The 5,497-nt window shown below is 66.6% G+C and carries 5 protein-coding genes; 4 read left to right on the top strand and 1 reads right to left on the bottom strand.

What is annotated here, in order from left to right:
• Both AC1VTH_RS06290 and AC1VTH_RS06285 read left to right on the top strand, forming a co-directional pair.
• The coding region (locus AC1VTH_RS06290) for an iron-containing alcohol dehydrogenase (RefSeq protein WP_481335316.1) at positions 1–903 on the top strand (903 nt) is incomplete at its 5' end.
• Between the two features lie 244 nt (positions 904–1,147).
• Entirely contained in the window at positions 1,148–1,516 is a 369-nt protein-coding gene (locus tag AC1VTH_RS06285; RefSeq protein ID WP_481335314.1) for an acylphosphatase, read from the top strand.
• Between the two features lie 164 nt (positions 1,517–1,680).
• On the opposite strand, the gene AC1VTH_RS06280 is transcribed toward AC1VTH_RS06285, so the two are convergent.
• Complete coding sequence (locus AC1VTH_RS06280) at positions 1,681–3,132, bottom strand: radical SAM protein (protein WP_481335313.1); 1,452 nt, start codon at positions 3,130–3,132, stop codon at positions 1,681–1,683.
• 265 nt (positions 3,133–3,397) lie between these two features.
• On the opposite strand from AC1VTH_RS06280, the gene AC1VTH_RS06275 reads away from it, so the two are divergent.
• Both AC1VTH_RS06275 and AC1VTH_RS06270 read left to right on the top strand, forming a co-directional pair.
• A complete protein-coding gene (locus AC1VTH_RS06275; protein WP_301829629.1) occupies positions 3,398–4,168 on the top strand; it encodes an ABC transporter ATP-binding protein in 771 nt (256 codons plus the stop codon).
• A 2-nt stretch (positions 4,169–4,170) separates the two neighbouring features.
• On the top strand, positions 4,171–5,497 hold a 1,327-nt coding region (locus AC1VTH_RS06270; protein ID WP_481335312.1), incomplete at its 3' end, for an FtsX-like permease family protein.

The following is a 5,497-nucleotide window of genomic DNA, read 5'->3' as shown; positions in this document are numbered from 1 at the left end:
GGCGTTCCCTACGATGGCGACGTCTGGGACCTCTACACCCACGCCGCCGAGCCCGTCGCGGGCGGCAAGCCCACCGTGGCCTGCATCCTCACCATCCCGGCCGCGGGCTCCGAGGCCAGCGCCTCGAGCGTGCTCACCAACGACGAGACCCTGCTCAAGAAGGGCCTCTCCACCGAGCTCAACCGCCCAGTCGTCTCGATCATGGACCCCGAGCTCACCTTCACGCTGCCCGCCTACCAGACCGCCGCGGGCATCACCGACATGTGCGCCCACATCCTCGAGCGCTTCTTCTCGACGAGCGGCCCCGTGCCGGTGACCGACGAGCTCGACTGCGGGCTCATCCGCGCCATCGTCGACGAAGCGCCGCGCGTCCTCGATGACCCCACCTGCTACGACGCCCGCGCGAACCTCATGTGGGCGGGTACGCTCGCGCACAACGACCTCGCCGGTTGTGGCCGCGGCGTCGACGGCAAGCGCGCCGGCGGCTGGGAGAGCCACGGCATGGAGCACGAGCTCTCCGCTCACGATCCGCGCATCGCCCATGGCGCCGGCCTCGCCGTGATCATGCCGGCCTGGATGCGCTACGTCTGGCAGTCTGCCCCCGAGCGCTTCCTCACGCTGGGCGCGCGGGTCTTCGACATCGAGCCGGTCGACGTCGTCGAGGACTGCATCGACGCCACGCCCGAGGAGGCCATCGAGGACGCCGTGCTCGCCACCATCGACGAGCTGCAGGCCTTCTTCTGCTCGCTGGGCATGCCGCGCACGCTGGGCGAGCTGGGCGTCACCGCAGACGACATCGACGCCCTGCTCGAGACGCTCGAGATTAATAAGGGTGCCGAGTTTGGCCAGATCCAGAGGCTCACGATGGCCGACGCCCGCGCTATCTACGAGAGCTGCCTGTAAGGTCTAGCGCGCCTCGTGCGGGTCTTTCGCTCGCGTCCTCGCCGCGTTGCGGCTGCGGGATGCTCGCTTAAAACCCGCACGAGGCCATGACACTGAGCGACGCATAGCTGGGCACCTCGTCGGAGTCCTGAGCGAGTCATCCCGCAGCCGCGCAGCGGCGAGGACGTGAGCGAGGGGGCTCCGACGAGGTGCCCTTGGCCAAATCGGCAGCTTTCGCAAAACGTCCAGTCAGCAAGGAGCACCCATGGAAACGCCCATAGACATCGACGAGGTCATCGAGCGCTGGGACGTTCCCGAGGAGGTTCGCCTCGCCCTCGTCTTTACCGGCATGGTGCAGGGCGTGGGCTTTCGCTGGACCTGCCAGGCCCTCGCCCGCCAGGCGGGCGTGGCCGGCTGGGTGAGAAACGAGGACGACGGCACCGTGTCGTGCGAGCTGCAGGGCACGGGCGTGGCCGTCTGCGACGTGCTGCGCGGTCTGCGCGACCAGTACGCAGACGCCCGTAGCAAGTACGAGATGCTGCGCCGCCTGGGCCTGGGCTTCTCGGTTGCCTCGTGCGAGCGGCGCGGCTGCCGCAATCTTGGCGACAGCCCCCAGTTCGAGGTGCGCATCTAGCGTATGACAGCGGGGACGTGTTTGATGTCATATGACAGAAGGCACGTTCCCGCTGGCATGGGCAAACGGACCCGTCCCTAATGACACACGTCATACGAGAAGAGGCCCGTCTCCCCCAGGGAAGACGGGCCCCTCGCTTTAATCGAACGGGTTGGGTGCGCTCGCTACTTCGTGGCCGTGGGCTCGTCGACGTAGCCGCGGTGGCCCTGGGCGGCGAACTTGTCCATGTCGGAGGCCGCCATGCCCTGCGAGCCGTCGGCGCTGTGGCGCTTGGCGTACATCGAGTCCGACTCGTCCTCCCAGAGACGGTCGGCGATGGGCGCCCAAGCCTTGGCGGCCCCGACGGTCTTCTCGCGCAGCTGCTCGGGGGTCTCCTGCTCCACCAAGTCGGTGGAGTGGGCGCCGCTCTCGGCCACCATCTTGGGCAGCGTGTCGGGGTTCTCGAGCATCGGGCAGGGCTTGAGGTGGTTGCCGTTGAAGGGCTGGCCCTCGTAGTACTTCATAAAGATGGGGCTGCCCAGGGCGTCAAGCAGGCTCACGTCGTGGATGTTGACGTTGGAGTAGTGGATGAAGACGCACGGCTCGACGTCGCCCGCGGCGTTGATGTGCAGGTAGCGACGGCCGCCGGCGATGCAGCCGCCCACGTACTCGCCATCGTTCTGGAAGTCAAGGGTAAAGAGCGGCTTCTTGTCGCGCATCTCGCGGATGAAGCGGTACATCTTCTCGCGTTGCTCAGGCGTGGGGATGAGGTCGGCCGTGGCGGCGCGGCCCACCGGCATGAAGTGGAAGTACCAGCAGAACAGGGCGCCCTTCTCAATCATCCAGTCGATGTTCTCCTCGGTGGCGACCGTGTCGGCGTTTGCCTTGGTCCAGCAGCAGGAGATGCCAAACGGCAGCTTGTGCGAGCGCAGCAGGTCCATGGCACGCTCGATCTTGACGTAGGTGCCCTCGCCGCGGCGGGCGTCGGTAGTGTGCTCGTTGCCCTCGGCCGAGATGGCGGGCACGAAGTTGCCCACGCGGATCATGTCCTGGCAGAAGGCCTCGTCGATGAGCGTGGCGTTGGTGAAGCACAGGAAGGCGCAGTCGGGGTGCTTCTCGCAGATCTTGATGAGGTCGTGCTTGCGCACGAGCGGCTCACCGCCCGTGTAGATGTAGATGTGGGTGCCCAGCTCCTTGCCCTGCGTCACGATGCTGTCGATGTCATCGAGCGAGAGGTTCTGCTGGTGGCCGTACTCGGCGGCCCAGCAGCCGGTGCAGTGCAGGTTGCAGGCGCTCGTGGGGTCGAGCAGGATGGCCCAGGGGATGTTGCGCTGGTACTTCTCGCGCGCCTTCTCCTGCCGCGGCCAGGCAAGCAGGTTGCCGTCGATGAGCAGGGCCCTGAGCAGCTTGGTACGCATCTCGGGGTTGAGCTGGAAGACCTTCATGATGAGCTGGTACCAGTTGCCACGGCTCTTGATGACGTCGGTGAACGCCTGGCGCTGAACGGGGAAGACGTTGTCCGGCACGAGCTTGTTGACGAGGTCCATGATCTTGTCGACGTGCTCCTCGGGGTTCTCGTCAAGGTAGTCGACGAGCTTGTTGAGCGCCGCGCGCTCGGCGGCCTGCGTAAGTCCCATTTCTCTCCCTCACGTGCGCTTCGAGCGCACCCTAAGGCGGCAACCGCCCGGGCCGCCCCCCTCCTGGGACCCGCCCGGCGTGCGACAGCTGCCATTACTTATGTAAACCTTGCAGCATATTACCCTCATTTTGTCTTATGTAAACAAGAATCTTAAATTTGAGTCAAAGCCTGCCCCTACCCCTTTGAGCCGCGGAGTATACTTGCGTTAACTAATTCGTTAGATTTGGCTAACTTATAGCTACGCAAGCCAACTAGGAGCAGCAATGGCACCTCTCACCCGCCGCCGCGCCACAGGTGCGACCCCCTCGCCCACCACCCGGGAAGCCGCCGGCGAGCCCTACCTCGTCGTACGCGACCTCAAGAAGCACTATGGCGAGGGCGATGCCCGCGTGCAGGTGCTCGACGGCCTCACCACCACGGTGGGCCGCGGCGAGATCTGCGTCATGCTGGGACCCTCCGGCTCGGGCAAGTCGACCTTCCTCAACCTCATCGGCGGGCTCGAGAGCGCGGACGGCGGAACCATCAGCGTGGGTGGCTGCGAGCTCACGGAGCTCGCCCCCAAGCAGGTGGGCGAGTACCGCCGTCGCGAGCTGGGCTTCGTGTTCCAGTTCTACAACCTCGTGCCTGACCTCACGATTCGCGAGAACATCGAGGTCACGGCCTATCTGTCGAGCAACCCCCTGCCCATGGACGACCTGCTCGCCTCGCTGGGCCTGTGGGAGCAGCGCGACAAGTTCCCCCGCCAGGTCTCGGGCGGCCAGCAGCAGCGCTGCGCGATTGGTCGCGCGCTCGTGAAGAACCCGGGCCTGCTGCTGTGCGACGAGCCCACGGGCGCGCTTGACTACCACACCTCCAAGGAGATCCTCGACCTCATGGAGCGCGTCAACCGCGACTGGGGCTGCACGATCGTCATGGTGACGCACAACGCGGCCATCGCGCGCATGGCCAGCCGCGTGCTGCGCCTGCGCGACGGCCTCATCGTCTCTGACGAGGTCAACCCCGCGCCCGCCCACGCGCTGGAGCTCGAGTGGTAACCATGAGAAACCCGCTGACCAAGAGGCTCCCGCGCGAGCTCCGCAACAACATGGGCAAGTACCTGGGAATCTTTCTGCTCATGGCGGGGGCCATCGCCCTCGTGAGCGGATTTCTGCTTGCGGCGAACTCCATCAACGTCATCATGTCGACGATGCGCGACGACTACGTCATCGAGGACGCCCGCTTCACGCTCGACTACGAGGCAACGGACGGGCAGCTCGACGCCGCCCGCGACGCGGCGCAAGGCTATGGCGGCGCCGAGGTCGTGCCCATCACGAGCGTCGACGCCGCGCTGGAGCAAGTAGACGGCAGCGCCGCCGCGCGCGAGGCAACCGTGCGCACCTACGCCCACCGCACGCAAGTCGACGTCGCGGCCTATGCGCAAGGCCGCGCGCCCCAGGCCGCCAGCGAGGTCGCCGTCGACCGCGTCTTCGCGAGCCACAACGGCATCCACGTGGGTGGCACGGTTAAGCTCGCCGGCCGCGAGCTTTCCGTGGTGGGCATCATGACCCTGCCCGACCAGCAGGCCCTCTTCGAGAACAACAGCGACTTCACGATCAACGCCCTGTCGTTTGGCGTGGCCGAGGTGAGCGACGAGGGTCTCTCCGCGCTCGAGGAGGTGGCGCCCGTCTCGTACACCTACGCCATCGTGTTTGGCGACCGCGCGATGTCTGCCGCGCGCCGCACGGACGCCGAGGCCGACGTTCTGGAGGCGCTCGCCGACCACGACGCGCGCGTCTCGGACTTCATCGACGCCGACGCCAACCAGGGCATAGGATATGCCGCCGATGACGTCGAGGGCGACTCCTCCATGTGGGAGATGATGATGGCGATCATCATCGTGATCATGGGCTTCGTCTTCGTGGTGCTCAGCGGCGCGCAGATCGAGGAGGAGAGCGCCGTCATCGGCACCCTGCTCGCGAGCGGTTGGCGCACGCGCGAGATCGTGGCCCACTACCTGGCGACGCCCGCCCTCGTGGGCGCGCTCGCCTGCGCCTGCGGCACGGGGCTGGGGCTCACGCTGCTCGAGCAGCCCATGAAGGGGCTCTACTACAACTCCTACAGTCTGCCGCCCTACCACATGACCTGGAGTTGGCGCGTCTTTGCCATGTGCACCGTCGTGCCGTTCGCCCTGCTCGTGGGCGTGACGCTCGTGGGCCTGCTGCGCAAGATGGGAAAGACCCCGCTACAGTTCCTGCGCCACGAGCTGGGGCGGGGCGGCACGAGGCGTGGCGTGCGCCTGCCCGCCCGGCTGGGGTTCGTCGCGCGCTTCCGCCTGCGGCACGGGGCTGGGGCTCACGCTGCTCGAGCAGCCCATGAAGGGGCTC

Source organism: Parolsenella sp. (assembly GCF_982402205.1).
Note: the sequence above shows the minus strand (reverse complement) of the source record. Positions and strands in the feature narration are given on the sequence as shown.